The organism is Cupriavidus respiraculi (assembly GCF_914271545.1).
Lineage (GTDB): Bacteria > Pseudomonadota > Gammaproteobacteria > Burkholderiales > Burkholderiaceae > Cupriavidus > Cupriavidus respiraculi.
This window is the reverse complement of record NZ_CAJZAH010000001.1, coordinates 1,058,066-1,080,705: the sequence shown is the minus strand read 5'-3', so window position 1 is coordinate 1,080,705 and position 22,640 is coordinate 1,058,066. Positions and strand designations below refer to the sequence as shown.

19 protein-coding genes are annotated in these 22,640 nt (G+C 69.1%); 7 read left to right on the top strand and 12 right to left on the bottom strand.

Going from position 1 to position 22,640, the window contains the following annotated elements; genetic code table 11:
* The first annotated feature begins 160 nt into the window (after positions 1-160).
* The gene (locus LDO27_RS04835) at positions 161-1,462 is read left to right on the top strand and encodes a UDP-N-acetylglucosamine 1-carboxyvinyltransferase (RefSeq protein ID WP_222205115.1); all 1,302 of its coding nucleotides are present in this window, start codon (positions 161-163) and stop codon (positions 1,460-1,462) included.
* Positions 1,463-1,544: 82 nt separating this feature from the next.
* Here the strand turns inward: LDO27_RS04835 and LDO27_RS04830 are convergent, their stop codons facing one another.
* Positions 1,545-2,366 (bottom strand): NADPH-dependent F420 reductase, encoded by an 822-nt coding sequence (locus LDO27_RS04830; protein ID WP_224040026.1) that lies wholly within the window; start codon positions 2,364-2,366, stop codon positions 1,545-1,547.
* 371 nt (positions 2,367-2,737) lie between these two features.
* Between LDO27_RS04830 and LDO27_RS04825 the strand changes: the two genes are divergently transcribed.
* Positions 2,738-3,637 (top strand): acyltransferase, encoded by a 900-nt coding sequence (locus LDO27_RS04825; RefSeq protein ID WP_224040023.1) that lies wholly within the window; start codon positions 2,738-2,740, stop codon positions 3,635-3,637.
* 28 nt (positions 3,638-3,665) lie between these two features.
* Here the strand turns inward: LDO27_RS04825 and LDO27_RS04820 are convergent, their stop codons facing one another.
* From LDO27_RS04820 to LDO27_RS04810, 3 genes are all read right to left on the bottom strand, one after another.
* Complete coding sequence (locus LDO27_RS04820; RefSeq protein WP_224040021.1) at positions 3,666-4,442, bottom strand: GntR family transcriptional regulator; 777 nt, start codon at positions 4,440-4,442, stop codon at positions 3,666-3,668.
* A gap of 123 nt (positions 4,443-4,565) precedes the next feature.
* Positions 4,566-5,306: an aspartate/glutamate racemase family protein gene (locus tag LDO27_RS04815; RefSeq protein WP_224040020.1), complete on the bottom strand. Its 741-nt coding sequence runs from the start codon at positions 5,304-5,306 to the stop codon at positions 4,566-4,568.
* A 300-nt stretch (positions 5,307-5,606) separates the two neighbouring features.
* Positions 5,607-5,906 carry a hypothetical protein gene (locus LDO27_RS04810; RefSeq protein WP_224040018.1) on the bottom strand — a complete coding sequence of 100 codons (300 nt, stop codon included), beginning with the start codon at positions 5,904-5,906 and terminating at the stop codon, positions 5,607-5,609.
* A 490-nt stretch (positions 5,907-6,396) separates the two neighbouring features.
* On the opposite strand from LDO27_RS04810, the gene LDO27_RS04805 reads away from it, so the two are divergent.
* The 5 genes from LDO27_RS04805 to LDO27_RS04785 are packed head-to-tail and all read left to right on the top strand — an operon-like array spanning position 6,397 to position 10,538.
* Entirely contained in the window at positions 6,397-8,025 is a 1,629-nt protein-coding gene (locus tag LDO27_RS04805; protein ID WP_224040016.1) for a cbb3-type cytochrome c oxidase subunit I, read from the top strand.
* The gene (locus LDO27_RS04800; RefSeq protein WP_224040014.1) at positions 8,015-8,692 is read left to right on the top strand and encodes a cbb3-type cytochrome c oxidase subunit II; all 678 of its coding nucleotides are present in this window, start codon (positions 8,015-8,017) and stop codon (positions 8,690-8,692) included. The genes LDO27_RS04805 and LDO27_RS04800 overlap by 11 nt, the downstream gene beginning before the upstream one ends.
* A gap of 1 nt (position 8,693) precedes the next feature.
* The gene (locus LDO27_RS04795) at positions 8,694-9,296 is read left to right on the top strand and encodes a c-type cytochrome (protein WP_224040012.1); all 603 of its coding nucleotides are present in this window, start codon (positions 8,694-8,696) and stop codon (positions 9,294-9,296) included.
* Positions 9,293-9,940: an SCO family protein gene (locus tag LDO27_RS04790; protein ID WP_222205134.1), complete on the top strand. Its 648-nt coding sequence runs from the start codon at positions 9,293-9,295 to the stop codon at positions 9,938-9,940. The genes LDO27_RS04795 and LDO27_RS04790 overlap by 4 nt, the downstream gene beginning before the upstream one ends.
* Positions 9,927-10,538, top strand: a complete 612-nt coding sequence (locus tag LDO27_RS04785) for a hypothetical protein (RefSeq protein ID WP_224040011.1) — start codon at positions 9,927-9,929, stop codon at positions 10,536-10,538. Before LDO27_RS04790 ends, LDO27_RS04785 begins: the two co-directional genes overlap by 14 nt.
* A 100-nt stretch (positions 10,539-10,638) precedes the next feature.
* Here LDO27_RS04785 and LDO27_RS04780 read toward each other — a convergent pair whose 3' ends face one another.
* From LDO27_RS04780 to LDO27_RS04745, 8 genes are all read right to left on the bottom strand, one after another.
* Entirely contained in the window at positions 10,639-11,613 is a 975-nt protein-coding gene (locus LDO27_RS04780) for a Bug family tripartite tricarboxylate transporter substrate binding protein (protein WP_224040009.1), read from the bottom strand.
* Between the two features lie 245 nt (positions 11,614-11,858).
* Positions 11,859-13,349: a (2Fe-2S)-binding protein gene (locus LDO27_RS04775; protein WP_224040007.1), complete on the bottom strand. Its 1,491-nt coding sequence runs from the start codon at positions 13,347-13,349 to the stop codon at positions 11,859-11,861.
* Entirely contained in the window at positions 13,346-13,654 is a 309-nt protein-coding gene (locus LDO27_RS04770; protein WP_222205142.1) for a (2Fe-2S)-binding protein, read from the bottom strand. The genes LDO27_RS04775 and LDO27_RS04770 overlap by 4 nt, the downstream gene beginning before the upstream one ends.
* Positions 13,638-14,783 (bottom strand): NAD(P)/FAD-dependent oxidoreductase, encoded by a 1,146-nt coding sequence (locus tag LDO27_RS04765; protein WP_224040005.1) that lies wholly within the window; start codon positions 14,781-14,783, stop codon positions 13,638-13,640. The genes LDO27_RS04770 and LDO27_RS04765 overlap by 17 nt, the downstream gene beginning before the upstream one ends.
* Before the next feature lie 198 nt (positions 14,784-14,981).
* Positions 14,982-15,881, bottom strand: coding sequence for a LysR substrate-binding domain-containing protein (locus LDO27_RS04760; RefSeq protein ID WP_224040003.1), 900 nt, complete (start codon positions 15,879-15,881; stop codon positions 14,982-14,984).
* A gap of 211 nt (positions 15,882-16,092) precedes the next feature.
* Positions 16,093-16,782 (bottom strand): hydrolase, encoded by a 690-nt coding sequence (locus tag LDO27_RS04755; RefSeq protein ID WP_222205148.1) that lies wholly within the window; start codon positions 16,780-16,782, stop codon positions 16,093-16,095.
* 138 nt (positions 16,783-16,920) lie between these two features.
* Positions 16,921-22,143: a trifunctional serine/threonine-protein kinase/ATP-binding protein/sensor histidine kinase gene (locus LDO27_RS04750; RefSeq protein ID WP_224040001.1), complete on the bottom strand. Its 5,223-nt coding sequence runs from the start codon at positions 22,141-22,143 to the stop codon at positions 16,921-16,923.
* A 60-nt stretch (positions 22,144-22,203) separates the two neighbouring features.
* Positions 22,204-22,578, bottom strand: a complete 375-nt coding sequence (locus LDO27_RS04745; protein ID WP_224039999.1) for a response regulator transcription factor — start codon at positions 22,576-22,578, stop codon at positions 22,204-22,206.
* Positions 22,579-22,640: the final 62 nt, after the last annotated feature.

The window sequence follows — 22,640 nt, the reverse complement described above, 5'->3', positions numbered from 1 at the left end:
CGCCCGGGGGCAGTGCCGTCCCCGCCGGACGACGGTGAGGGCCCAAGCCAAGTACAATTGCGGTCAATTCTGCGGCGTGCGATTTGCACGCCGCTTCGTTTACCGCCGTTGTGCGCGCTCCTGCGCCTTTCCCGCTTCCCCGAATACCCGACCCGGCTCCATGTCCAATCTCATCGTCCACGGCGGCACGCCTCTGCGCGGCCGCATCGTTCCCTCGGCCAACAAGAACGCCGTGCTGCCGGTGCTTTGCGCCACCCTGCTGACCGACCAGCCGTTGCGCCTGCATGGCGTGCCGGATATCACCGACGTGCGCAAGATTCTCGACATCTTCCGCACGCTCGGCAGCGAGGTGCGGATGGACTACGTTTCCGGCACGCTGGATCTGCATCACCGCGACACGGCGTTCGACGCGGCCAACCATCGGCTGCCCGAGGAAATGCGTTCGTCGATCATGCTGGTGCCGCCGCTGCTGGCGCGCTTCGGGGTGGCGCGGCTGGAGGACAACGTGAAGGGCTGCACGCTTGGCGTGCGCGAGATCGATCCGCACGTGGACATCTTCCGCTCGTTCGGCGGCGTGGTCGAGCGGGCCGAAGGCTCGCTGCTGGTGCGCGCGAGCGGCGTGCTGGCGCCCACGGACCACTGGCTGGACTATGCATCGGTGACCACCACGGAGAACTTCGTGCTCTGCGCGGCGGCCGCAGCGGGCGTATCGACGCTGACCAACGCCGCGTCGGAGCCGCACGTGCAGGAGTTCTGCCGCTTCATGACGATGATGGGCGCGCGCATCGAGGGCATCGGGACGTCGCGGCTGACCGTGCATGGCGGCCATCCGCTGCGCGGCGGCGAGTTCCGCTTCGAGGAGGACTTCCACGAGATCACCACGTTCCTGGCGCTGGGCGCGATTACCGGCGGCGATGTGGTCGTGCGCAACAGCGTGCCTGCCAACTTCCCGCTCATCGACCGCACCTTCGCCAAGTTCGGCGTGCAGATCACGCACGAGGACGGCTGGTCGCGCGCCACGCGCAGCGGCCCGCTCAAAGTCCAGACGCCCTTCACCAGCAACGTGCTGACCAAGGTGGAGGCCGCGCCGTGGCCGTATTTTCCGGTGGACCTGCTGCCGATCTTCATCGCGCTCGGCGTGCGGGCGCAGGGCAATGCGATGTTCTGGAACAAGGTCTACGACGGCGCGCTGGGCTGGACCGGCGAGCTGTCGAAGTTTGGTGCCCATGTGTTCCTGTCCGATCCGCATCGGCTGATCACGTTCGGCGGCAACCCGCTGACGCCGGCTGTGGTCGAGAGCCCCTACATCATCCGCGTGGCGATCGCCCTGTTCATGGTGGCGGCCAGCGTCGAAGGGCGCTCGGAGATCCGCAACGCCACGCCGATCCGCCGCGCGCATCCGCGTTTCGTGGAAAACCTGCGCAGCCTGGGTGTCCACGTGGAGTGGACCAGCGAGGAGTAAGCGTAGGGGAGCGCGCGAATGCCCCGGGTTCGCGCCGTCTCCCGCTTGCGGGAGAGCGGAGAAAATCCACGGCGCAGGCGACCTACTGCCCCAACCGCTTGCGCAGTTCCTCCGCGCTTTCCATCTGCCTGAACAATGGGCCGCCCGGTGCGAACCGGTTCGCGGTCGCCAGTCCGCCCACTACCACCGGTTCGAAGCCCGCATCGCGCACCAGTTGGGCGGCGATGTCGAGTGCCGCGCGATCGTCGCCTGCGATGGGCACGGCGATGCGGCCCTGCGGGCGATTGCTGTCGCGGCTGAATTCCGCCGCGCCCGTGAAGTTGAACGCGCGGACCACGCGCGCGCCCGGCAGGTACTTCGCGGTGGTCAGGCCAATGCCGTTGGCGATGGCCTCTTCGCCGACCGCGCCGTCGCGTTCGCGAAATGCGTTGGTGGCGTCCAGCACGATCTTGTTGCGCAGCGCCGCGGCATGTTCCTTGCCGACGTCCGGCACGGCGCGGTACGGCACGGCCAGCAGCAGCACGTCGGCGAAGGCGATCGCTTCCGCCACGGTGCCGGCCGACGCGCGACCGCCCAGCCCGTCGACCAGCGGCTTCAGCTGGTCGGGGTGGCGCGAGGAGAACCGTACCTCATGCCCGGCCTTTACCCACAGCGAACCGACGGCACCGCCGAGGCGGCCGGCGCCGATGACGCCGATGCGCATGGGTTTCGCCGCGAGCGGCGGCTGCGCGCGCGGCGTGCCGGGCAGCACGGCCAGGCCCAGCAGCAGGGCGCATGCCGCGCCGAGAATCGACCGGCGCTGCGCGTCGGGCAAGTGCGCCGGTGTCGCGGAGTCAGCGAGAGCTTGCGTCGTGCCAGGGCGCAGTTCGCGCCTGTGCGGGGAATCGAATCTGGGGGCGGGCATGGCGGCTCCTGCAAAATGAAGCACGGGCGGGTCGAACGAAGCAGGCGGGCGAAGTACTTTTCGAGATGGGATTGCCACGGCCAGTGCGACGGGCATTGCGAATCCCAGTCTAGTGCAGCCGCGCGCGGGTGGGGTAGTGCCCGTGCCCCGCGCAAAGGCAGTGCCGTGCGGGTCCGTCCCATGCCGGTGCGATGGCCGCGCCGCTATAATCGCGGCTTTTCGGCGGTTTGCCGGCATCGATGTCGCCGGGCTGCCGCAATCCTCCTCGTTCGGTCCCCACCCATGACATCGCTATCGCATCTCCCGCTTCGCGAACGCCCGGCCGCCGGCCGGTGTTTTCCCTCCCGTCCGGCTCCCTGGGAGGCAAGGTAATGCGCAAGCTGCTGACTTTCCCGCTGGGCGTGCTGAGCTTCGTGCTGCTGGCCCTGAATACGATCTTCTGGTGCGTGCCGGTGTTCGCGCTGTCCGTTCTCAAGGTGCTGTTGCCCGTGCCGGGCGTGCGCCGGCATATCGACGCCATGCTCAACCAGCTCGCGGCGGGCTGGATCGGCTGCAACAACGCCTGGATCGGGCTGCTGCAGCGCGAACCCTGGGAGGTGACCGGCGTCGAGAACCTGCGCTATGCGGGCTGGTACCTGGTGAACTGCAATCACCGCTCCTGGGTCGATATCCTGGTGCTGCAGCGCGTGCTGAACCGCCGCATCCCGATGCTGAAGTTCTTCCTGAAACAGGAACTGATCTATGTGCCGGTGATCGGGCTGGCCTGGTGGGCGCTCGATTTTCCGTTCATGCGCCGGCATTCGCGCGCGGCGCTGCGCAAGCGGCCGGAGCTGCGCAAGCAGGACCGCGAAACGACCCGCCGCGCCTGCGCCAAGTTCGCGCTGGTGCCGACCAGCGTGATGAACTTCGCCGAAGGCACACGCTTTACCGACGCCAAGCATCGCGCCCAGTCCTCGCCTTACCGCCACCTGCTCAAGCCCCGCGCGGGCGCCATGGCGCTGGCGATCAACACCATGGGCGAGCGGTTCCAGTCGCTGCTAGACGTCACCATCGCCTATCCGGACGGCACGCCGAGCTTCTGGCAACTGGCCTGCGGCCAATGCGGCCGGGTGATGGTCGATGTGCGCGAGCTGCCCATCCCGCCCGAGCTGAGCCGCGGCGACTACGACACCGACCCCGCGTTCCGCGCGGAATTTCATCGCTGGCTGGGCGACATCTGGGAACAGAAGGACCGCAAGATCGACAGCATGCTGGCGCAGGCCGCACGCTGATTCGCGCCGCCAGGCCGGGCGGGAACGCTCAGCGCTTGCCGAAGATGGTGCGGAAGTCGGGCGCGCCGCTGTCGCGCACCGACAGGTCTAGCGATTGCTCGATGTGCGCCAGGTGGTCCGCCATGCGGGCGCTGGCTTCGCGCTCGTCCCCGCGTTCGATGGCATCGATCAGGCCGGCGTGCTCGTGTTCGGGACATGCCGGCGCGCCCGGGCGGTCGTACAGCGTGATGATGAGGCAGGTCAGCGACACCATCTCCCGCACCAGCTTTTCGAGGATGGGGTTGCCGGCCATGTCGGCGAGCAGGATATGGAATTCGCCTGACAGGCGAATGATCGCGGCGCGGTCGCCCCGGGCACGCGCGCGGTCCTCTTCCTGCGCATGACGCCGCAGGCTGCGCACGCGCGCGGGCGTCGCCGTCTGAGCCAGCACGGCGGCCACCTGCGGTTCGACGAAGCGGCGAGCCTGGAAGATCTGGCGCGCCTCCTCGACCGTGGGGCTGGAAACGAAGGCGCCGCGGTTGGGCACCAGCGTGATCAGCTTCTCATGGGCGAGCCGGGCGAAGACCTGGCGGATGCGCGCCCGGCTCGCGCCCGTGACTTCGCACAGGCGCTCCTCCACCAGTCTCGTACCCGCCAGCAGGCGGTGTTCCATGATCGCGGTCAGCAGGCCGAGATAGATCGACTCGTTGTTCGCGGCATCGGGGCCATCGCCGCTGTCGCGCGAATTGTCGGACGAGCCGCCCGTCCGGCGTTGGGATGCGGATGCGGTCTGGATGTTCGGCGAAGCGTTGCGCGTGGTTGGCATGGAGGAAAGCGGTCGGCTCGTCGCCAGGATCGACGACGATGGTCGGGCGTATCGTACACAATGCGCGCGGCCGGTCAGAGCGCACCCGCTTGTCGGGCTGCCCAGGAGTTGCCCGGCACAAGCCTATCGCCGCGCCATGCCAAAGCCCTCGAGCATGCCGCTATACGCCTTCGGCGGTGGATGCGCCCAGTCGCCGCGCTTGCTGGTCGCGATGCCGAGCGCGGCCATCGCCTCGGCCAGCTTCACCGCGCTGGTGACGCCGTCGATCACCGGCGCGCCGATCGCGTCGGCGATCTCCGCGCACAGATCGGTCATCCCCGCGCAGCCCAGCACGATGCAGTCGCTGCCGTCCTCGGCAAGCGCCTGCCGGCATGCCTCGGTAATGATGCGGCGCGCGTCCGAGCCCGGCCGCTCCAGGTCCAGCACCGCCAGGTCGCTGGCGCGGACATTGCGGCAGAACCGCGCGAGGCCATAGCGCTCGGCCAAATGCCAGGCGATATTGCAGGTGCGCGCCAGCGTGGTGACGACGCTGAAGCCGGTGCCGGTCAGGCTGGCCATATGCATGGCCGCCTCGGCGATGCCGATCACGGGGCCGCGCGCCACCTCTCGCGCCGCGTACAGGCCCGGGTCGCCGAAGCAGGCGATCACGTACGCATCCACGCCTTCGCGCTCGCCTTTGATGACTTCTTCGAGCAACCCCGGCACGCTCAGTGCCTCGTCGTAGTGGCTCTCGATCGAGGCCGGTCCCATGCCGGGGCTGACGGCCACGATTTCGGTGCCCGGTGCGGCCACCGCACGCGCGCACCCGCCGATCTTGTCCGTCATGCTCCGCGTGGTGTTCGGATTGATGATCTTCAGCTTCATGGGACCGAGCGCATGCGCCGGCAATCGGTGGGCTCGCGGGCCGGATGACCGGTCGCGAGCCGCCGTATTGTCCGCAGGATTGTCTACAAAAACGCGTAAATCTGTTTACGGCTTTGTATGACGGCGCATCCCGCCTGTCAATGGAAATCGGCAATTGAGGGTCAACGCGAGCGAGCGCCCACCCAAGATGGCCGCGAGGCAGAGGGAGAGATAAACGAAAAAGGAGGGAAGACCGGCGCCGCTGTCGTGGAAACCGGCCCCATGCCCATGGAGCCGGAACGGTCCGGCCGGACCTGGGCGCTAGCCCCCGGCCGGATACGTGTCGACGGCAGCTTCGGTCAAACGGTGGCTACCGCCGGCCGCGCCGGCTTCGCTGGCCTTGGCGCGTGCAAGGCCCTGCCGGATGACCGCAATGCCGGCCCCCGTCTGGGTCACCGGCAGCACGACCGACGATGTTGCCGCCCGGGTCTGCCGCCAGGGGTCCTCGCCGAAACCGCCGTCCGCCAGTTCGGCGCCGTCGTCCGCGCCCATGCCGGCGCAACCCGCCAGCACACATGCCACGCTCACCGCCGCAGGGAGCGCCAGAGTTCTGATCCACATGATGCCTTCCCGTAAAGAGACTCTATCGAGGTGCCCGCCGCTTGTTGGTGTGGCGGTGCCGGAGGAGTGAAGCGCAAACCATGTGCCAGGCCGGCGGCCGGCCTGCGCGCTGCTGTGTCGAGGGGGGCAGCTACACGCCGAAACCGTTGCCCGGCGTGGTTTGCGGGGCGGCGGCGTGGCAAGGACCGGGGCAGTTCCTATGGGTTTGCGGCTCCATATGCCTTCGCCGATCGATGTAACAAATTAATCTTTTTTGTAACTTTAACTCGTCCGATGTGCATTTTTAGCCGCCCGGGTCCGGAGCCGTCCGGTCCACGGTGACATATGCCGCACTGCGACAATTCACCGCCCCCTGTGCCCCCTGATCCGCATTTTTGGAGCGCATCTGCTCCTGTTTATCGATCTGGCCGACGCATAGCATTCGCCCTGACAGCTCCCGCGACCCGTGGGAGCCACCTCCCAGCCGCCTTCGTCCGTATCAGGACACATCATGGATCCCACCAGTCTGTTGCTGATTACCTTCCTGCTCTCGATAGCGGGCCTGTTCGCGTTTATCTGGTCCCTCAGAAAGGGACTGTTCGACCTGGAGTCGAGCGGCGCGAGAACGATTTTCGCCACCGGCGAGGTGGGCACGCCCGAGGACCCGGCGCGCCAGCCGGTGGCCGTGGCGGCCTCCGGCCGCAGCGAGGCCGAGCAGGCCGACCTGGACGCGGAGCTCTCGTCCCGGCGCGACGCCGACCGCTCCACCGCGCTGCCTTCGCTGGTGATGATGAGCTGCGCCGTGGTGTGGCTGGTGGTGGCGTCGGTCGCCGGTCTGGTCAGTTCGCTGAAGCTGCATATGCCCGAACTGCTGGCCGACGAGGCGTGGCAGACCTTCGGGCGCATGCGTACGCTGCATCTGAACGCGGTGGCCTACGGCTGGGCGCCGATGGGGCTGCTGGGGCTGGCCATCTGGATGATGCCGCGCCTGCTGCGCACGCCGCTCACCGGGGGACGCTTCACGCTGGCGGGCACGCTGCTGTGGAACGCCGGCCTCGTCGCGGGCCTGGGCGCCATCGCCACCGGCATCAACGCCGGCATGGAATGGCTGGAGATTCCCTGGCAGATCGGCGTGCTGTTCGCGCTGGGCGGCATGCTGATCGGCGTGCCGCTGGTGCTGATGCTGCAGCGCCGCCGCGTGCATCACCTGTACGTCTCCGTCTGGTACATGGGCGCGGCGCTGTTCTGGTTTCCGGTGCTCTACATCGTCGCCAAGGTGCCGAACGTCCATTTCGGCGTGGAGCAGGCGACGATGAACTGGTGGTTCGGCCACAACGTGCTGGGCCTGTTCTACACGCCGCTGTCGCTCGCGTCGGTGTACTACTTCCTGCCCAAGATCATCGGCCGGCCGGTGCAGTCGTACAACCTGTCGCTGCTAGGCTTCTGGACGCTGGCGTTCTTCTACGGCCAGGTCGGCGCCCATCACCTGATCGGCGGGCCGGTGCCCGGCTGGCTCATCACGCTGTCGATCGTGCAGAGCGTGATGATGATCATCCCCGTGGTGGCGTTCTCGGTGAACCAGCATCTGACGCTGAAGGGGCATTTCAGGGTGCTGCGCCAGTCGCCGACGCTGCGCTTCATCGTGCTGGGCGCGATCATGTACACGCTGGCCTCCGTGCAGGGCTCGTTCGAGGCGCTGCGCTCGCTCAACGCCATCACGCACTTCACGCACTTCACCGTGGCGCACGCCCATCTGGGCATGTACGGCTTCGTCACGATGGTGATCTTCGGCGGCATCTACTTCGCCATGCCGCGCATCGTGGACGCACCGTGGCCCAAGCCGGCGCTGATCGCGGCCCACTTCTGGCTGGTCGTGCTCGGCTTTGCGGTGTACCTGATCGCGCTGAGCATTGGCGGCGTGCTGCAGGGGCTCGCGCTGCTCGACCCCGCCCGGCCGTTCATGGAATCGGTGGCAGTCACGCTGCCGTGGCTGCAGGGACGCTCGGTCGGCGGCGCGATCATGACCCTGGGCCACCTGGTCTTCGCCTTTCACTTCGCACTGATGGCGCTGCGCCCTGCCGAGGCCCGGCAGCAGGACCGCCTCGCATCCCTTTCGCTGGCCTTGAACGATGGAAAATGAACTGAAGTTGGTGGGCGGGGCGATGGTGACGCTGTCCCTCGCCACCTGCGCGATGATCGTCGTGCCGTTCCTGCAACTGAAGGACGTGCCGGCTCCCGAGGAACTCGCACCCTACAGCAGCGCGCAGCTGCGCGGCCGCGAGGTGTATATCGCGAACGGCTGTATCGCCTGCCATACGCAGCAGCCCAGCTCCACCGGGGCGGGCATCGCGGATGCGCAGCGCGGATGGGGCCGCCCGTCCGTGGCGGCGGATTACCACTACGACTCGCCGCCGCTGCTCGGCACCATGCGCACCGGGCCGGACCTGTTCAATATCGGCGTGCGCCAGCCGAGCGCGGACTGGCATCTGGGGCATCTGTACCAGCCACGCGCTTATGTGCCGGACAGCATCATGCCCTCGTACCGCTTTCTGTTCGAGGCCAAGCCCGAGGAACGGGTCGGCAAGGAGGATCGCGTGGTGTCGCTGCCACCGGGTGTCGCGCCGGTCGGCAAAGTCATCGTGGCCACGCCGCAGGCTGTCGATCTGGTCGCATACCTGACCGGCCTGAAGCACACCTATCCGGTGCTGACGCCGACGGAGGCCAGCGTCGCCGCGGCCCTGGACCTCGCCGGCCAGCCGGGCAAGCCCGGCGAGGCCGATTCCACCATCTCCGCCGCGGGGAAATGACATGAACACGGACCCCGACATCGGCCGCGACATCCGCGGCCGCGAGAACGCCGATCCCTACGAGAAGCACAATCCCGTGCCGCGCCTGGTGCTGGGCGTGGTGGCCGGCATGGTGATCTGGGCCATCGGCTATATCTGGACGCAGCGCGCGGACGGCCTGGCGGAACTGGGCGATCGCCGCGACCCCGCCACGCTGGCGCAGGCCGCAGGCGGAGGCGGCCGCGTGGCGGACGGCAAGCAGCTCTATGCCGCCAACTGCCAGGCCTGCCACCAGGCCACGGGCCAGGGCTTGCCGGGTGTCTTCCCGCCGCTGGCCGGTTCGCCGTTCGTCACTGGCGACGCGCAGATTCCCGCGCAGATCCTGCTGCACGGACTCACCGGTCCGGTGGAGGTGCTGGGGGCCACCTACAACGGTGCCATGCCGGCCTTCGGCGAACAGCTGGGCGACGCGGAGATCGCCGCGCTGCTCACGCATATCCGCGCGGAGTGGGGCAATGGCGCGCCGGCGGTGGACGCCGCCACCGTCGCGGCCGCGCGCAAGGAAGCCGAGTCGCGCAAGACGCCGTGGCGCGTGGAAGAGCTGCCCAAGCCGGCCAGGACATGAACGCGCCGGGCGAGCCGCGGGGGCGACAGGGCTGGCTGCGGACCGGCTGCGCGATCGCGCTGCTCGCCGCGCTGGCCGCGCTGCTGTTCGGCGTCTCCACGCGCGGCTTTCGCGTCGTGACGTCGGACGGCGCCCGGCAGGTCGACCTCGCGCGTTCTCCCGCCACGCTGCCTGCGATCGAGCTGACCGATGCGCACGGCGCCCGCATGCCGCTGGCCGCCGCGGGCGACGGCAGAAAGACGGTGGTGACGCTGCTGTACACGCATTGCGTCACGGTGTGCCGCAGCAGCGCATCGGGGCAGGCCTACTTGCAGGCCGAGCTCGTGCGGCGCGGACTCGCGGGCGACTACCGGCTGCTGTCGATCAGCTTCGATCCCTGGCGCGATACCGCCGACGTGCTGCGCGCCTACGGCCGCAAGAATGGCGCCGATCCCGCGCTCTGGCGTCTTGCCACGGTCAGCCGGGACGAAGACCTGCCGGCGCTGCTCGATGCCTTCGGCGTCGTGGTGCTGCCCGATGGCCTCGGCGACTATTCCCACAACGCGGCCTATTTCCTGATCGACGCGCACGGACGGCTGGCGCGCGCCTACGACATCGACCGGCCCGACGTGGTGCTGGCCGACATGGTCCATGCGCGCCATTAGCTTTCCCGCGCCGGTGCGCTGGCATGACCGGCCCGCCGTCGGCCCCTGGCTGCCCGGCGCGGCGCTCGCGGTACTCGGACTGGCGGCGCCGTGGCTGGAAGCGTCGATGGCCCGCCATATGGCGCTCGAACTGCCGCTGCTGTGTCTGGTGGGACTGTGGATCTCGCGCTGGGTTGGACGCTACGGCCGCGCGGCGCGCGCGCGCTGGAATGCCCGGGGCCTGACGGGTCTGGCCTTCGCGACCGTGGTCGCCAGCTACTGGATGCTGCCGGTGGCGCTGGACATGGCGGTATTGCAGCCGGCCGTCGGCATCGCGAAGGTGGCGAGCGTGGTGCTGGCGGGTCTAGCCGCCGGCCTGTCGTGGCCGGGCGCCGGCATGGTGGTCCAGGCGTTCTTTGCGATCAACTGGGTGGCCATGACGCTGTTCGCTGGCATGCTCTATCAGTCCGCGCCGCAGCAGCTGTGCAGCGTCTACCTGACCAACCAGCAGGCCAGTGCGGGACAGGCGCTGGGCGTGCTGGCCATCGGCGGACTGGTGCTGTGGCTGGTCGCGCTGGGAAGACAGCTCGGCGTGGGGACCGGGGAGCCGACGATCTGAGGCGCGGGCGTGGGCCGTGAACGCGTGGTCCGCCGGCTCTAGACAAAAAAGCCCGGGCCATCCTGCGATGCCCGAGCCCAGGACTACGAATGTGAGGGAATCAGTCCAGCTTGATGCCCACGCTCTTCACCACCTTGTCCCACTTCTGCGCATCGCGGTTCACCAGCTGCGCAAACTCCACCGGTCCGAGCGCGCTCGGCTCCATGCCTTGCTTGCTGATGGAATTGCGCACCGCAGGCTGCGCCACCACGGCGGCGATTTCCTGTGCGAGCCGCTTGACCGTGGGCATGGGCGTGCCGCCGGTGGTGAAGACGCCGTACCAGGACACCACCTCGTAGCCCGGCACGCCGGACTCGGCGATGGTCGGCACGTCCGGCATGGTCTCCACGCGCTTGGCGCTGGTCACCGCGATGATGCGGACCTTGCCGGAATCGGCGCCGGCCTTGGCCGAGGGCAGGCTGGCGAACGTCAGCTGTGCCTGGCCGGCCATCACGTCCTGCATGGCCGGCGCATCGCCGCGATACGGGATGTGGGTGATGGCCACGCCGGCCATGCTCTTGAACAGCTCGGCCGACAGGTGCGAGATCGTGCCGTTGCCCGGCGATGCCACATTCAGTTCGCCCGGACGGCTCTTGGCATAGGCGAGCAGCTCCTGCACGTTCTTCACCGGCAGCGCGTTGTTCACGACCAGCGCGTTGGCGGACTTGGCCACCAGGGAGACGGGCTGCACGCCCTTGACGGGATCGTAGGGCAGCTTGCTGTAGACCGACGGGGCGATAGCCTGCCCGCCCACCGAGCCGAGCAGCAGCACCGAGCCGTTCGGCGTGGCGCGCGCCATTTCCGCGGTGGCCAGCGTGCTGCCGCCGCCCGGCCGGTTCTCCACCACCATGGTTTCCTTGGTGTTGAGCTGGAACTGCGTGGCGACGACGCGCGCAATGACGTCGTTGCCCCCGCCCGGGGCAAAGCCGACGAGCATGCGGATGGGGCCCGGCGGCAAGTCCTGGGCGATGGCCTGCGTGGTTTGCGTGGCAGCCAGCGCCAGCACGACAGCGGGAACGATCTTGAAAAAAGCCATGGTTGGTCCTCGTGGAATGGGGAAATCCTCTCAGGATGTCGCTGCTGCACTGGATCGTCGGGAGCCCTCGGATGCCGCCGCCGGAGCGGCATGCGCCCCGTCGCTCGTCACCTCGCGGTGCTCGCCTTGTTGTTGCTCTGCGCCGGCCCGCATGGCGGCCCGGCGACGCGTTCTGCGACGCGATACTGCCTGTGCCCCGGCCGACCCGGCTCGCGTGCATGCACGCATGGCCGGCCGTTGCACCTTTACTTCTTGAACCGCACGACGGCCTCGCGCGATGCCTGGGTCTGCGGCAACGAGGCGATTTCTCCCAGCGTGACCGGCTTGGTCGGAAAGCGCAGCCGGTAGTAGCCGACGTCGCGCGGATGGCGCTGCTGCTCGTCGGCGATCAGCTCGGTCACGGTCAAGCCGCAGAAGCGGCCCTGGCAGGGGCCCATGCCGCAGCGCAGGAACGCCTTCATCTGGTTGGGGCCCTGGCAACCCATGCGGGCCGCCTGTCGCACCTGCTCGGCAGTGGCTTCCTCGCAGCGGCACACGATGGTGTCGCCCACCGGCCGCCGAAACTGCTGCGCGGGGCGGTACAGCACTTCGAGAAATTCCCGGCCGCGCGTGGCGCGATTCAGTGCCGAGCGATGCGGCGCGGCCTCGCGGTCGCGCGTGGCCGCATCGATGCGGCCCAGCGCGGCGGCCACCTGCACGGCGGCGATGCGGCCACGGTGTTCGGCCGCGACGGCGCCCGCGATGCCGGCGCCGTCGCCGGCGATGCTCAGTTGCGGCACGGAACTCTGCCCCCAGGCATCGACCACCGGCTCCCAGCAGTCCTGCCGCTCGCTCCAGGCATGCTCGGCGCCGACGGCCCGGGACAGGTTGGTGTTGGGCACCACGCCCTGGTGCAGCAGCAGCTGGTCGACGGCCATGGAGCGTGGTTGGCCCGCGGCGGTATAGCGCACTTCGGCAAGCTGGCCGCTCGCGCCGCCCACGGCTTCCAGCGCGGTCACGCCGCTGACGATGGGCACCGCCTTGCGCACCGCGCGCATCAGCGTCAGGCCCTTGCCCAGGTAAGGCGAACGCAGGAAGTTCCAGGCGTGCGGCAGCGCCTGCAGCCACTGGCTGCCGGCCGTGGTTTCCAGGATGGCCTCGATCTTCACGCCGGCATTCAGGTACTGGTAGGCCAGCAGGTACAGAAGCGGCCCGCCGCCGGCCAGCACGGTGCGGCCTTCCGGCACCACGCCCGAGGTCTTGAGCAGGATCTGCCCCGCCCCGGCCGTGATCACCCCCGGCAAGGTCCAGCCGGGAATGGGGAAGGGCCGCTCCTGCGCGCCGGTGGCCAGGACGATGTGGCGGCAATGCAGCAGGCTCGCCTGCGGCTGCGCGCCCGCGTCGTTGACGGAATAGGCGACTTCGAAGCCGGACGGCTCGCCCTCGGCCCGCGGCTCCATCCGGTTGATGGACCAGACGGTCGACGAAGCGAGGTAACGCGCGCCGCTGCGCGCGAACGGTTCCAGCAGCTCCAGGCCATGCCAGTAGTCCGCGCCCAGGATGTCCCGGTCCTGCACCGGCGTGGTGGACACCGCGCGGTAGATCTGGCCGCCCGGTGCGGGTTGCTCGTCGATCAGCGCGGTCGACAGGCCCAGGCCCGCGGCGCGCGTGGCGGCGGCCAGGCCGGCCGGGCCGGCGCCGACCACGAGCAGGTCGTAGGCCGGAATCTCGGGGAAAAGGGAGTCTCTTGCGTTCATGCCGCCACCTCGCGCGCGCCCAGCTGGCGCAGGACGGTCATGCCGTCGCGGACCGGGGTCATGCAGGCCTGCTGGTTGGGGCGGCCATCGATGCTGACCAGGCAGTCGTAGCAGACGCCCATCATGCAGAAGGGGCCGCGCGCCGCGCCGGAGACGGCGGTGTCGCGGCAAGCCTGCACGCCCGCGGCGAACAGCGCGGCGGCCACGCTGTCGCCCTCGCGGCAGTCCAGCGCGACGCCGTCCACGGTCACGCGAACCGTACGGCGGGCGGCTTGCACGACGGGTGCGTCAAGTCGTCTGAACATGGAATCTCCGGGTCGAAAAGGTGTCCAGCTCCGGTGTCAACGCACCGGCGGCGATCATGGGGGCCAGGGTCATGGCATGGGTGGCGGCCAGCGTCACACCGCTGTGGCACGTCACGAGGAAGGCCCCGGGATGGCTGGCCGATTGCTCGTAGACGGGAAAGCCGTCCTGGGCCCGCACGCGCAGCGCCGACCACGCCCGCACGGCGCGCACTTCGCGCAGCGCCGGCAGCGTGCGCACCGCGCGGTCGGCCAGTGTGGCCAGCACCGGCAGCGTCGTCACGTGGTCGGCGTAACCCGCGTCTTCCTGGGAGTCGCCGACCAGCCAGCTGCCTTCGTCGTTCTGGCGCAGCGTCACCATGGGGGTATCCAGCAGCCGGCGCGTGCGCTCGAGCACCAGGATCTGGCCGCGCTGCGGCGCCATCGGCAGATGGGTGCCCACCATGCGGCCCAGTTCGCCGTTGCGCAGGCCAGCGGCGAGCACGATCTTGCGGGCGCGCACGCTGCCGTTGGGCGTTTCCATCGCGAAGTCGCCGCCCGGCAACCGAGCGATCGCGGTCACGCCGTGGTGCGGGAGATAGCGCACGCCGCTCTGGCCGAACGAGATATGGAAGGCGCGCAGCAGCTTGAGGGGGTTGACGATGCCGTCGTGCGGCGTCCAGATGGCGCCGGTCACGTCGGGGCCCAGCCCCGGCACCAGCGATGCCGCCTGATGATGGTCCAGCAGCTTCCATTCGTAGGGCTCGACGCCCGGCTGCGACATCAGCTTGTTGACCCAGGCCAGCCGGGCCTCGATCTCGTAGTCGCCCATCAGCGGCGTGAGGCCGCCTTTCTGCTCGAGCGCCACGTCGACGCCGGTCTCCGCGAGCAACTGCGCGGCGAGCCTTGGCCACAGCCGCACCGAGCCGAGCGTCCAGCGGCTATAGGCACCCATGCCGAAGCCCTTGCTTTGCAGCCAGACCAGGCCGAAATTGCCGCGCGAAGCGCGCAGGGCGACATCGCCCTCGTCGAGCACGGCGACCGAACCGACCTGGCCGCGCAGGCCGTAGGCCACGGCCGAGCCAACCAGGCCTCCGCCGACGACGGCGACATCGAAGACCGGAAGCGAAGAGGTGGTGGAGGAATTGCCCATTCAGGACTTCCTCCAGCGCAGCGGAAGCGGACCTTGGGCCCTGTCAGAGATCATGTGGGGACTCGCGGGAAATCGGTGGCAACGCGGGCCGAAAGCGGCTTCGGCACCGGTGTCGCGGTTTCAGGCGAGTATGCGGAGGGTGTCTCGTCGACGCAAATACGAGTCTGTCAGGCGCCCATACGAAAAACTGATGGGGTGCTACGCGGACAGGCTTTCCGTCTCGGCGGCGATGGCTTCGCGCAGGCGCGCGATGAAGCGGTCAACCAGCAGATTGGCTGGCCGGTTGCGCGCGAGCAGCAGATAGCTGACGAACGGCACGCTCGGCTCGAAGCGGCGCACCACGATATTGGTGTGCCGGTACATGCGCGCCACCAGCGGGTTGACGATGCCCACGCCCAGCCCGAGTCCGACCATGTTGCAGATCGTGGCGCCGTACGGCGTCTCGAAATGCATCACCCTGCGGTCGTCGGCGGCAAAGGCGGCATCGACGGCGGCGCGCAGGCCGTCGCCATGGGCCATCGAGATAAACGATTCGCCGGCGAGGTCCGCCGGCGTGATGAAGTCGCGCTCGGCCAGGCGGTGGCCGGGCGGCAGCACGCAACAGCCCTCGAGCTCGGCGACCGGATGCGCCTCGGTGACAGCGGCCGGCGGCAGGTAGGACACCAGCCCGAGGTCGCAGTAGCGGCTGCCGACGCGGTCGGCCACCAGTTGCGTGCTGCCCGTTTCCATGGCCACGTAGACGTCGGGATGGTCGGCATGAAAGCGTTGCAGCGCCAGCGGCAGCACGGTCATCGCCAGCGACGGCACGGTGGCGATGCGCAGCCGGCCGGCGCCGAACTGGCGGATGTTGCGCGCCGCGTCCTTCAGGGCCTCGAGGCCGACGAAGGTGCGGTCCACCTCGCGCAGGAAGGCCAGGCCTTCCTCCGTCGGCGCGAGCCGTCCGGCGCTGCGGGTAAAGAGCGTCAGTCCGGTGGACGCTTCCAGTTGCGCGATCAGCCGGCTGACGTTGGGTTGCGAGGTGTACAGCTCGTTGGCGGCCGCCGTCATCGAGCCGGTGCGCATCACGGCGCGAAAGGCATAGATTTCCTTGAATTTCATACCGAATCACTGAACGCGGATCCGGCCAATACTAGCTTGTTTGACAGTGGCGGCTTTGGGATCGAGGGATTGCGCGGTATTCGCGTCGGCTCGGGGCAACGAGGAGGGGCCACGGATCGCGGTGATCCGGCGCGTGCCGGCATTGCGGGCAGTCCCCTTCACCTCCAGCCCTCTCCCGCTGGCGGGAGAGGGTGCACACCATCGCGCCGTGTCAGACCGAGGCGGCGACCGGGGCGATCGACTCGTGCGGGGTGGCGGTGCGCTGCTCGGCCTTGTGCACCATCGTGTAGGCGTAGTCCACGCCCATGCCGTAGGCGCCGGAGTGCTCCTTGACCAGCTTCATCACCGCGTCATACGAATCGCGGCGGGCCCAGTCGCGCTGCCATTCGAGCAGCACCTGCTGCCAGGTCACCGGTACCACGCCGGCCTGCACCATGCGCTGCATGGCGTAGTCGTGCGCTTCCTTGGTGGTGCCGCCCGAGGCGTCGGCCACCATGTAGATTTCATAGTCGCCCTCGAGCATGGCGCACAGCGCGAACGTCGTATTGCAGACTTCGGTCCACAGGCCGGCGACGACCACCTTCTTGCGGCCGTTGGCCTTGAGCGCGTCGCGCACCTTCTGGTCGTCCCACGAGTTCATCGAGGTGCGCTCCAGCGTCTGCTTGCCGGGGAACACGTCCAGCAGTTCGGGGTAGGTGTAGCCCGAGAACGAGTCCGATTCGACGGTGGTGATGGTGGTGGGGATATCGAAGATCTTGGCCGCCTTGGCCAGGCCGACCACGTTGTTCTTCATGGTCTGGCGGTCCATCGACTGCACGCCGAAGGCCATCTGCGGCTGGTGGTCGATGATGATCAGTTGGCTGTTTTGCGGGGTCAGGACTTCCAGCTTGGCGTTCGACATGATTTCTTCCTTTAGGTTAGTTCGGTGAATTTATTGCAACGTCGCGGTTGGTTTGTTTCGCTGCGTTGGGGTGAACTATACGGACGAAATGTGCACGCTATGCGAACAAGTCCTGACAGTATTGTGCAAATATTTTGATTAAGTGTCTGCGCCGGATTCCGGGCCGTGGCGACCGCTCTCCTCCGGCTTGGCGGAGCGGCGTTCCGGTTGCCGCACGCGCAACCGGAACACGAACACGCTGCCGCCGCCGGGGCGCGTCCGCGCATCGAGCGTGCCGCCATGCGCTTCCATGATGGAGCGGCAGATGGCCAGGCCCATGCCCATGCCTTCTGCCTTGGTGGTGAAGAAGGGGTCGAAGATATGAGCCAGCGTGTCTGGATCGATGCCGGTCCCCTGGTCGTGCACGCGAACGACGACGTGATCGTGCTCCACCACGGAGGTCACCAGCAGCTCCCGCGAACTTTCCGGCACCGAGGCCATGGCGTCGAGCGCGTTGGTGACCAGGTTCAGCACCACCTGCTGCAGCTGCACGCGGTCGGCCTCGACCGTGGCGGCGCGGGCATCGAGCTGGGTGCGCAGCCGCACCTGCCGCGCGTCGATGTCGATGCGCGTGAGCGCGAGCACGTCGCGCACGACATCGTCGACGACCAGCGGCGCCAGCACGGCCGGCGCTTGCTTGGCCAGCGCGCGCAGCGCCCGGACGATATCGGCGGCGCGCAGTCCGTTCTCACGGATATGCGTGAGGCCGGCCATCGCTTCGGCGACGTCGGGCGCGGGCCGGTTCAGCCAGCGCAGGCTGGCGTCGACCGATGTGACGATGGCCGTCAGCGGCTGGTTGATCTCGTGCGCGATCGAGGCGGCCAGTCCGCCCATGACGGTCAGGTGTGAGCTGCGCACCAGCTCCGAGCGGGCGCTGCGCAGTCCGGCTTCGGCCTCGGCGCGGCGATTGTTCTCGTCGATCAGCTGCGCGTAGAGCCGCGCCGTCTCCAGCGAAATCGCGGCCTGCGGTGCGAGCACCTGCAACACCGTGGTACGTGTGGCATCGAACACGCCCGGCGCCAGGTTGTTCTCGAGATAGAACACGCCGATCAGCGTCCCGCCTCGGATCAGCGGCTGGCACAACACGGAACGCAGGGGTCGTCCCAGTGCGCCGCTGGCATGCAGCGACGGCGCGTCCACCATGGCATCGTCGAGCACGAGGCGCTCCTTGGTCCGCAGCACGCTGTTCAGGACCGCCGAGGGAATCGCGTCCGCCGTGGCCGCCGTCGGGCCCAGCGTCACCGCCACCTTGCCGCCCTCGACGCGCGCGCACGCCTCGATGACCGGCGCGCCGGCGCGCATCATCGCCAGCACGCCGTACTGCGCCCCGGCATGGACGACCATGTTCGTCATCAACGTTTCGATCAGCCGCTCCAGCACGACTTCCTGGGTCAGCGCCTGGGCGGCCTTCACGCCGGTTTCCCAGTCGAGCGCGGCCTGCCCCGCGCCGGGCACGATCACGGCCGCCTCCCGCGCGCGGTGGTCGGCCAGGAACGGGTGCTCGGCATCGAACAGCGCCGCCTTGTAGTCGGCGCCCCAGCGGCGGTAGCACGCGCGCGCGTGGCGCAGGTGCTCGCGCGCCGCCGTCTGCAGGCCGCTGGCCAGGCACAACTGGCCAGCGTACTCGTGCGCCAGCGCCTGCTCGTGGACGAAGCCCGCGACCCCGGCCGCGTTCGCCGACGCTTCGTAGTCCCGCAGCGCCTGCAGCGGGTCGCCGCGCAGGCGTGCGATCTCGGCGTCGATCAGCAGCAGCTTGCTCTGGAAGGTGAAGCCGTTCAGGGTGGCCCAGTGCGCGAAGCGGTCGCGATGGGAGACCAGCGCGTCGATCGCTTCCCGGTTCTGTCCCGCCGCGCGCGGCGAGTGCGCCGTGGCCAGGGCCAGATAGAGGCGGCAATCCGCGGTGTTGATGTGCGAGATGGCGGCCCACATCAGATCGGCGGCGCGCTCCAGGCTCGCGACGGCGCGTTCCGGGTCATTGAGGAAGACGGCGGTCATGCCGTCGTAGAGCCAGATCCAGAAGCGGGTGGGCTCCGAATTGCTGCGCCGGGCGCCCTCGGCCGCATCGGGACGCGCGGTACCGTTCGCGTCGCCCGCCGGCGCGATGGGGCTCCCATGGCGCAGGTGTCGCACCAGACGGTGCTGGGCATCGAGGATCAGATGGATATCCTCGTACCGGATCACGCGCATCAGCGCGAGCCCGCGCGCGATTTCGTCTTCCACCAGCCTGAGCTGCTCGCCCATCACGAGCAGGTCCGAGACGATGTGGTTGCTGGCGTAGCTCGCCATGCCGAGGTCGCCGGAAGCCATCCCGCGCGCCACCGCCTGCTGGGCATGCGCCAACGCATAGGGCAGCGGCCGCGTCCACGGGCTGACCTGGTCCAGCGCCACCAGCGTGGCGATGCGCTGCGCTTCGTAGCCGTGGCGGTCGATCAGCGCCAGCGCCGCCAGGCCACAGTCCAGCCCTTCCTCGTACTCGCCATACAGCGCCGCCAGGTACACGCCATACCACGACAGCCCATAGGCGGATTCCGGCGTGCAACCGTGCCGCAGGCTCAGTTCCACCATCTTGGCCAGATGGAGGAAGCTGATGCCGTCCTTGACGAATACGGAGGAGATCAGCGTGGAAAGCAGACCCATCGCGGTTTCGATGCGACGGTCCGCCGTTGCCGGCAGCTGCCCGAATGCCGCGATGGGCCGGCCGTCCAATGCGCGCGTGACGGCATCGCGGGCCTCGCGCATTTGCGCCGGCGATGGCGCGCGCCGCAGCGGCACGTCCAGCAGCGCCAGGCCGGTCTGGGCGGCCTCGATGGCGCCTTCGTAGTCCGAGTGCAGCGTGCGCAGGGTCGCCTTGAGCCGGTACACGGCCGCGTGGTCCAGCGCCGGCATCCGGCGGGTGAGCAGGGCGTCGATCTCCCGCGCCGCGCCGGCCAGATCGGCCTGGGCCAGCAGGCATTCGCAGCGCAACAGGCTCGCATCGTAGGCAAGCGCGTAATGCGACGACCACCATGACGCGTCCATCAGCTCGGCGGCGGCCGCGACATAGCTGGTCGCCTGCGCGAGTGCGGCGGCGTTCCGCGCGCGCCGCCCCGCCATGGTCAGGGCGCGGACGAATGCCACGCGCTCCTGCACGGACAGTTCATGCCGCGCGGCGCGCTCGATCTGGTTCGCGATCTCGAAGGCATGGTCGGCCAGGTCGTCGCGCCAGGAGGCGATCATCAGATTGGCGATACGCGCGTGGGCGCTGGGCCTGTCCCCGGCCGCGGTCAGGGCGTAGGCGGCTTCGAGCACGCGGTCGTGGGCGAAGGCATAGCCCGCGGACTCGCGCGCGAGCAGCCCGGCTTCCACGCAAGGCTCCAGCTGCTCCCTGACCCGCTCCTCGGTCGTGCCGGCGACGCGAGCCAGCAGGACGTCGTCGCAGCGCAGGCCGATGCAGGCGAGATGCCGGAGCATGTCGCGGCCGGCGGCCGGCAGGCGCTCCAGGCGCCACAGCATCAGGTCGACCACATTGTCGGAGTACTGCCGCCGGGCGAGATCGGCCTCGTTCCACAGCCACCGTCCCTGTTCGCCGTCGTAGCGCAGCGCGCCGTCGTCCACCAGCGTGCGCAGCAGCTGGTGGGCGAAAAACGGGTTGCCCGCGGTCTTCTCGTGCAGCACGCGTACCAGCCCATCGATCTGCCCGGTGCCGGCGCCCAGCGCCGTGCCAACCCATTGCGCAAGGTCCTCGGGGGGCAGGGGGCCGGCGGCGATGCGGGTCAGGCGCAGGGCGCCAGCACGGTCCGCGTGGCGCAGCCAGCCGATCGACTGCGTGAACACCCGGTCGTGATCGCGGTAGGCCAACGTCAGCAGCACGTTTTCCGGCGGCCGCACGGCGAACGCCTCGAGCAGCGACATCGTGGATTCGTCGGCCCACTGGAGGTCATCGAGAAACAGCACCAGTGGACGGCCGCGCTCGGCGAACGCCGCGCACGCATGCAGGATCGCACTGTGAACGCGCGTGCGCGCCTGCTGCGCCGGCACGCTGCTCAACGGGGGGGTCGCCCCGATCACGTGCTCGATCTCCGGCACGATCTCGGCGATGGCGCGGCCCTGGCCCTCGAGCCCGCGCAGCAGGCGCTCCCGCACACGCGCCAGCGAGTCGCCATCCTCGCCCAGCGCCGCCATGGTCAGGGCGCGCAGCGCCCGGGCCAACGGCGCGTACGGGATGTCGCGCTGCAACTGATCGCTCTTGCCCACGGCAAAACGCGCGCCCCGGCTGGCGGCGAGGCGGCACAGGTGGTCCGCCAGCGACGACTTGCCCGCGCCCGCGGCGCCGCCCAGCAGCACGATTCCGGGCTTGCCGCTGCGTGCCACGTTCGTCAGCGCTTCGTCCATTTGTTCCATTTCGGCCGCCCTGCCGAACAGGCGGCCGGACAACGCCAGCGCCGGCAGGGATCCTGCCACGCCGAGTGCGAACGGGGCGATGCGTCCCTCGGCCTGCCACTGCGCGCGGCTGCGCAGCAGGTCGGCGAGCAAGGCGGCCGCACTTCCATATCGGCCGCCGGGATCCTTGGCCAGCAGCTTGAGCACGAGCTGGCTCAGCATCTCGGGCACATCCGGCCGGCGCGCGGACGGGGGCACCGGCTCCACGGCGACATGGGCATGCCGCCATCCGGCGGCCGAGTCCGCGCGCAGGGGCAGGGTGCCGGTCAGCGCCTGGTACAGCGTGACGCCGAGCGCGTAGAGATCGCTGTGCACCGTGGCGGCGGCAGGATTCTGCCGTACGACTTCGGGCGCCATATAAGGCATGGCGAAATCGCGCGGAGGGTATGCGGGTTGCGGCCTGCCCGCGGCGCTGGCATGGCCGAAGCCCTTCAGCCGCACGTGGAAGGAGGCGTCGACCAGCAGATTGGCCGGCCGGATATCGTTGTGGACCACCCCTTGCGCGTGGGCCGCCGCAACGGCGCGTGCAGCGCCGATCGCCAAATCGAAGAAGGCGCCAACGGACGGAGGCTCGGCCGTGAGGGCCTGCGCCAGCGTGGGCGCCTCCTCGTGCCCGAAGACCAGGAACAGGCGGTCGGAGGCGCGGATGGCGGCGAGCGCCACCACGGCCCAGGCGGCATCGAGCAACGGGGCGAGGCGCATTTCATGCTCGAGCCGGCGGCATCCGGCGTCCGGTTCCCACGGCGCGCTGAGCGTGCGCCAGCGCTTGCCGGTGGCCGGGTCTTCGAGTCGATGGGCGGCGATGCCGTCCTCGCTGCAAAGCAGGACATGCGCGCACCGGGCCAGCCATGCCTCGTCGAACGGCGGCTCGGATACGGTTGGACTACGGCTCGAGGTTGCCATGATGCGCATTGCCTGGGGGATGGACAGGCAGCAGTGTAGCGGTGTGCCGCACGGGCGGGACTATGCCTCCGGTTCCAGCGCCGCCTCGATGCAGCGGATGATGTCGGCTTCCACGAACGGCTTGCTCAGGAAGCAGAAGGCCCCAAGGTCCGCCGCCTGCTGGCGGTAGCGCTCCTCGGGAAAGGCCGTCATGAAGATGACGGGCATGCGCAGGCCGCGTTCGCGCAGCGCGGCACACAGGGACAGCCCGTTCATCCCGGGCATCTGGATATCCGTCACGACGCAGGACATGGCCTGCGTATCGACGGCGCTCAGCACCTGCGAGCCGCTTTCGTACAGGGCCACGTGCATGTCGAGGGAGCGCAGCAGACTGCCCAGCGCCTGGCGGACCGAAGCATCGTCGTCGACGACCGCAATGACTGGAGCGGCGTTCACAAGCGTTCCTGGTGGTGGTAGCGATGACCGGAGCCGGCTGGGCCCGCATCGCTTGACGGCAA

Excerpts from the sequence above, each read along its gene's own strand:
- LDO27_RS04795 (WP_224040012.1), top strand. The coding sequence starts at position 8,694 with ATGAACACGGACCCCGACATCGGCCGCGACATCCGCGGCCGCGAGAAC.
- LDO27_RS04810 (WP_224040018.1), bottom strand. The coding sequence starts at position 5,906 with ATGTGGATCAGAACTCTGGCGCTCCCTGCGGCGGTGAGCGTGGCATGT.
- LDO27_RS04820 (WP_224040021.1), bottom strand. The coding sequence starts at position 4,442 with ATGCCAACCACGCGCAACGCTTCGCCGAACATCCAGACCGCATCCGCA.
- LDO27_RS04830 (WP_224040026.1), bottom strand. The coding sequence starts at position 2,366 with ATGCCCGCCCCCAGATTCGATTCCCCGCACAGGCGCGAACTGCGCCCT.
- LDO27_RS04805 (WP_224040016.1), top strand. The coding sequence starts at position 6,397 with ATGGATCCCACCAGTCTGTTGCTGATTACCTTCCTGCTCTCGATAGCG.
- LDO27_RS04770 (WP_222205142.1), bottom strand. The coding sequence starts at position 13,654 with ATGTTCAGACGACTTGACGCACCCGTCGTGCAAGCCGCCCGCCGTACG.
- LDO27_RS04835 (WP_222205115.1), top strand. The coding sequence starts at position 161 with ATGTCCAATCTCATCGTCCACGGCGGCACGCCTCTGCGCGGCCGCATC.
- LDO27_RS04750 (WP_224040001.1), bottom strand. The coding sequence starts at position 22,143 with ATGGCAACCTCGAGCCGTAGTCCAACCGTATCCGAGCCGCCGTTCGAC.
- LDO27_RS04775 (WP_224040007.1), bottom strand. The coding sequence starts at position 13,349 with ATGAACGCAAGAGACTCCCTTTTCCCCGAGATTCCGGCCTACGACCTG.
- LDO27_RS04785 (WP_224040011.1), top strand. The coding sequence starts at position 9,927 with ATGCGCGCCATTAGCTTTCCCGCGCCGGTGCGCTGGCATGACCGGCCC.
- LDO27_RS04760 (WP_224040003.1), bottom strand. The coding sequence starts at position 15,881 with ATGAAATTCAAGGAAATCTATGCCTTTCGCGCCGTGATGCGCACCGGC.
- LDO27_RS04825 (WP_224040023.1), top strand. The coding sequence starts at position 2,738 with ATGCGCAAGCTGCTGACTTTCCCGCTGGGCGTGCTGAGCTTCGTGCTG.
- LDO27_RS04790 (WP_222205134.1), top strand. The coding sequence starts at position 9,293 with ATGAACGCGCCGGGCGAGCCGCGGGGGCGACAGGGCTGGCTGCGGACC.
- LDO27_RS04765 (WP_224040005.1), bottom strand. The coding sequence starts at position 14,783 with ATGGGCAATTCCTCCACCACCTCTTCGCTTCCGGTCTTCGATGTCGCC.
- LDO27_RS04780 (WP_224040009.1), bottom strand. The coding sequence starts at position 11,613 with ATGGCTTTTTTCAAGATCGTTCCCGCTGTCGTGCTGGCGCTGGCTGCC.
- LDO27_RS04755 (WP_222205148.1), bottom strand. The coding sequence starts at position 16,782 with ATGTCGAACGCCAAGCTGGAAGTCCTGACCCCGCAAAACAGCCAACTG.
- LDO27_RS04815 (WP_224040020.1), bottom strand. The coding sequence starts at position 5,306 with ATGAAGCTGAAGATCATCAATCCGAACACCACGCGGAGCATGACGGAC.
- LDO27_RS04800 (WP_224040014.1), top strand. The coding sequence starts at position 8,015 with ATGGAAAATGAACTGAAGTTGGTGGGCGGGGCGATGGTGACGCTGTCC.